Here is a 3,704-nt window from a genome sequence, read left to right as displayed (position 1 = left end):
TGGCGTGGCTCTACGGGCGTCATCGCATCGGTAGTGCCGAGCCATGCTCGGCAACGCGCACCGTTCAATGCGCGTCAGACGTCATCGGCATTGGCACGAAAGGCAGCCACGCATGGCGTGGCTCTACGGGCGTCATCGCATCGGTAGTGCCGAGCCATGCTCGGCAACACGCACCGTTCAATGCGCGTCAGACGTCATCGGCATTGGAACCAAAGGCACCCCCCACCTGGCGTGGCGCCCCGCTCAGGAATGCGCCGGGCGCTTCAGGCTGGCGGCAAGCTCCACCTTGAACTGCTCGAAATCCTTGCCGTCTGCCGTTGCTTCAGCATGCGCGGCATCCTTCAGGGCGTCCGAGTAGACCAGGCGTACCGGCGTGCCCTGGCGCTCGTGCAGTTCGGCGGCCTGCATGATCAGCGCCAGCACCCTCGCCGCGCTGGGGGTCTGGCCGGCGATGCGGCCATCCATGCCCAGTACCCACTCGCCGTCGCGGCGGACGATGCCGGCCAGCAGCGTGCGCTGCTGGTCGCGCAGCTCGGCATGCGGTTCCACCGGCGGGGTGGCGGCCTGCTCGCGGTTGGCGGCCTGGGTTTCGCGGCGCCGGCGGATGTCGCGGCGCAGTTTGGAGGTGGTCGACATCTGGAACGTCCGGACTGCATCAAAGCGCAAAGGATACCGCACGGGCCCGGCCGGACCCGCTGACGGCCGCCGTGTGGCTCAGTCCAGGACCTTGCCGCGGCGCCAATAGCCCATGAAGCTGATGGCCTGCCGGTCGATGCCGCAGTCCTTGACCAGGTGCCGCCGGATCGCCATCACCGCGCCCGCCTCCCCCGCCACCCAGGCGTACAGGCCCGCGCCGTCGGTACTGGCCTGCTCCCAGAGGATGTCCTGGTCGATGTCGATCTCGGCCAGGGCCTGCTCGGCCGCGCGTACGCCGGAGGGGCCGATGCGGGCACACACCGCCTCCTGCAGGCGCTGCCCATGGGCGGCGCCGTCGCGCACCAGCCAGAACAGCTGGGTGCCATCCGGCGCGGCCAGCGGCAGCACATCGGCCTCATGTTCCACTTCGATGAACGCCTGCACTTCCAGCGGATGCGGCCATCGCGCCAGATCCTCGAGGATGCCCGCCACCGCCGGCAGCGCGCTGTCATCGGCGACCAGCAGCGCGCGGCGCATGCTGCTCGGTGGCTTCCACTCGACGCCTTCGCGGCTCCCGGCCACCTGCGCATCCGGGGCCAGCAGGCCGATCCGGTCGCCGACGCGGGCATGGGTGGCCCAACGCGAGGCCGGGCCGGTTTCACCGTGCAGGACGAAGTCGATATCGACCTCGCCCCGTTCCGGGCGCAGTGCGCGCAGGGTGTAGGTGCGCATCGGAGCGCGCGCCTCATCGGGCAGGGCGCGGTAACGCGCGTACCAGTCCTCGCCCCGCGGCACGTGAGGCGCGTCCTGGCCCGGCAACGGGAAAAACAGCTTGACGCGCTGGTCCGGGCCCTCGGTCTTCATGTTGGCCACGTCGGGCGCGGCGAAGACCATGCGGGTCAGCGATGGCGAAAGCGTGAGGCGCTGTTTGAGCGCGACGTCGAACAGGCGGTAGGTCTGCTGTGCAGCCATGCAATCACCCTGGTATGTGGCGGAAGCGATTCCGCAGGGGAGCGTATTGGCTGTCGTGATGCACGAACTGGCTGGCGAGCGCACAGGATACGCCGCGCGTGCGCGATGGCAATGCCGGCCACGCCACGATTGCATCCTGCGCAATCGTAGCGTGCGTGGCGGCTTATTCGATGGGCGTCAGTGCGTCGCGACGACGTTCGCAATGCCGCTCCCAGTACCAGAAACTGGCACCGATGGCGAAGAAGCCGGCATAGCCCAGCGCAAGGTGCAGCGGCTTGGCGCTGAGCATCGGCGAGACCACGCCGGCCACGACGGTGTTGATCATCAGCTGGATGAACATCTGCATCGACGAGGCCAGCCCGCGCTGGTGCGGATACATGTCCAGCACGGCCAGCGCCAGGATCGGGAAGATCAGCGCCATGCCGACGCCACCGAGGAAGATCGGCAGCACCGCCCACGGCAGTTCGATCTGCGGCACCGAGACCACGTAGCCGAAGTTGAGCAGCGCCGACACCGCGCACAGGCCGAAACCGATGGCGATCTGCCGCTGCGCCACGATCCGCCCGGCCATGCGCCCGGACAGGAACGAGCCCACAGTCATGCCGCCGATGGTGGGAATGAACAGCCACGCAAAACCGCCCTCGCCCAGCTTCAGGTGCTGCATCACGAACACCGGCGCCGAGGCGATGTAGAGGAAAATGCCGGAGAAATTGAACGCGCCGGCCGCGGCCAGGCGCAGCAGGCGCGGGTTGGATCCCATGCGCAGATAGCTGCGCAGCAGTTCGCGCATCGACAACGGCGTGCGCGCTTCGACGGGGTGGGTTTCCGGCAGCCACTTGCCGGTGGCCAGCAGCAGCAGCACGCCGAACAGCACCAGGAACCAGAAGATCAGCGGCCAGTCGCAGCCGCCGATGATCGGCGCGATCGCCGGGGCCACGCCGAAGATCATCGAGACCTGGCTCATCAGACGCTGCGCATCGGCACCGTGGTACAGATCGCGGATCACCGCACGGCCCACGATCACGCCGACGCCGGCGGTGACGCCCTGCAGCGCGCGGAACACCAGCAGCGTGGTCATGTCGCGCGACAGCGCGCAGCCGATCGAGGCGCCGATGAACAGCACCAGCCCGCCGATGATCACCCGCCGGCGTCCGAAGGCATCGGACAACGGGCCGTGCGCCAGGCTCATCAGGCCGTAGAACAGCAGGTACACGCTGATGGTCTGCTGCACGGCCACCTGGTCGACCCGCATGCGGTCGCCGAGCAGCAGGAAGGCCGGGAAGATGGTGTCGATCGAGAACGGACCGAACATCGCCAGGCCTGCAAGCAGCAAGGCCAGGCGGCGGGTCGAGGGTGAGGCGGGCGTCATGCGGTCTTCCGTCTGGGCCGTGCGCGCTGCACGGCGGGCGCCCGCCCGGAACGGGCAGCGCCAGATGAATACGAGGATCCGATGATCATAGGCCTTTGTGCCGCCGGGCACCATCGCCCGAGGCTGCGCCGGGCCGCCCATACCACCCCGTATTCATGTGCCATGGGGACCCAGCGGAGAAAGCCGCTGGGCTATAATCGGCAGGCACCATGGTGGGAGAAGCGGACACCCGCTGCCGAAGGCGCAACGCCCGTAATCGCTCAGGCCCGATACCACCCGCAGCAAAACTCTGGAGAGACCGGCCACTGCCGGCGCCGAAGGGGCACGAAGCACGCAGATGCGCGCTTTTAAACTCTCAGGCAAAAGGACAGAGGGGCACCCAGGAAGACCGCAAGGTCCGGTGGTTCGCGCGCGTCTGCGATGCACCCCGGCCAGGCTGCCTTCCGAACGTGCGTGCCCACTCCTCGAGATGCCAGCCATGTCCCAGAACACTCCTTCCCTGCGCGAGCTTGAACACAGCCACGCGTTCGTCGAACGCCATATCGGCCCCAACGACGCTGAAATCGCGCAGATGCTCGACGTGGTCGGCCACGCCTCGCTGGACGCGCTCACCGATGCGATCGTCCCGGCCGGGATCAAATCGCCGGCACCGCTGGACCTGCCCGCGTCGCTGACCGAAGTGCAGGCGCTGGCCAAGATCCGCGCCATCGCCGACAAGAACCAGGTG

4 protein-coding genes and 1 riboswitch are annotated in these 3,704 nt (G+C 68.1%); of the genes, 1 reads left to right on the top strand and 3 read right to left on the bottom strand.

What is annotated here, in order from left to right; genetic code table 11:
- Window positions 1-243: 243 nt before the first annotated feature.
- The 3 genes from RTO53_RS19090 to RTO53_RS19080 form a co-directional block, all read right to left on the bottom strand.
- Window positions 244-636, bottom strand: a complete 393-nt coding sequence (locus tag RTO53_RS19090) for a hypothetical protein (RefSeq protein ID WP_312239255.1) — start codon at window positions 634-636, stop codon at window positions 244-246.
- Window positions 637-714: 78 nt separating this feature from the next.
- Window positions 715-1,608: a siderophore-interacting protein gene (locus RTO53_RS19085; RefSeq protein ID WP_312239254.1), complete on the bottom strand. Its 894-nt coding sequence runs from the start codon at window positions 1,606-1,608 to the stop codon at window positions 715-717.
- Between the two features lie 163 nt (window positions 1,609-1,771).
- Window positions 1,772-2,977: a multidrug effflux MFS transporter gene (locus tag RTO53_RS19080; protein WP_312239253.1), complete on the bottom strand. Its 1,206-nt coding sequence runs from the start codon at window positions 2,975-2,977 to the stop codon at window positions 1,772-1,774.
- Between the two features lie 279 nt (window positions 2,978-3,256).
- Window positions 3,257-3,358: riboswitch (glycine riboswitch) on the top strand.
- Window positions 3,359-3,455: 97 nt separating this feature from the next.
- On the opposite strand from RTO53_RS19080, the gene RTO53_RS19075 reads away from it, so the two are divergent.
- Window positions 3,456-3,704, top strand: a 249-nt coding sequence (locus RTO53_RS19075; protein WP_312239252.1) for a hypothetical protein, incomplete at its 3' end; no start/stop codon positions are given.

This window comes from Stenotrophomonas sp., from assembly GCF_031995405.1.
Lineage (GTDB): Bacteria > Pseudomonadota > Gammaproteobacteria > Xanthomonadales > Xanthomonadaceae > Stenotrophomonas.
This window is presented reverse-complemented; position numbering and strand designations above follow the sequence as displayed.